This window comes from Polaromonas sp. P1_E3 (assembly GCF_056405935.1).
Genome location: NZ_JBFUBD010000737.1, coordinates 1 through 861 on the forward strand (window position 1 = coordinate 1; position 861 = coordinate 861).

The window sequence follows — 861 nt, forward strand, 5'->3', positions numbered from 1 at the left end:
GTGCGCCTATGCCCAGGGCGTTGACCTTTTCAAACAGTTCGAGGCGCAATTCTTCAGTCTTGCTCAGCTTGGCCCCTGAAGATGATTTGGCCTGCAACTCATACATGTCGAGGTCGTCCATCAGGCTTTCCTTGGCCATCAGCACGGCTTTTTCGGCGGTGCCGCCTATGCCAATGCCCAGCATGCCGGGCGGACACCAGCCGGCGCCCATGGTAGGCACGGTTTTCAGCACCCAGTCGACCACCGAATCGCCGGGGTTGAGCATGACCATCTTGCTTTTGTTTTCGCTGCCGCCGCCCTTGGCGGCTACGGTGACGTCAATCGTGTTGCCGGGCACCAGTTCGGTGAAGATCACGGCCGGTGTGTTGTCCTTGGTGTTCTTGCGGTCGAACTGTGGGTCGGCCACGACCGAGGCACGCAGCGTGTTGTCAGGGTGGTTGTAGCCGCGGCGAACGCCTTCATTGATGGCGTCGTCAATGCTGCCGGTGAAGCCTTCCCAGCGCACGTCCATGCCGACCTTGAGGAACACGTTGACGATGCCGGTGTCCTGGCAGATCGGGCGTTGGCCCGTGGCGCTCATTTTGCTGTTGGTAAGGATCTGCGCAATCGCGTCCCTGGCGGCGGGGCTTTGCTCACGCTCGTAAGCACGCGCCAGGTGGGCGATGTAGTCGGCGGGATGGTAGTAGCTGATGTACTGCAGCGCAGCGGCTACGGATTCAATGAGGTCGGCTTGCTTGATCGTGGTCATGGTGGTCGTCGTTATGAGGATCGTTTCGGGAATTCGGGCAAACCCTGCAATTATCCGTCCTCGGGCGGGGCGCATGCGATTGGCTTGAGAAGGAGGCAAAACCGGCTCAAAAC

1 protein-coding gene is annotated in these 861 nt (G+C 60.0%); it reads right to left on the reverse strand.

Features of this window, described 5'->3' with window-relative positions; all coding sequences use genetic code 11:
• A partial coding sequence (locus AC1D0Z_RS23175; RefSeq protein WP_477660475.1) for a fumarate hydratase occupies window positions 1-748 on the reverse strand: 748 nt, incomplete at its 3' end.
• Between the last annotated feature and the right edge of the window lie 113 nt (window positions 749-861).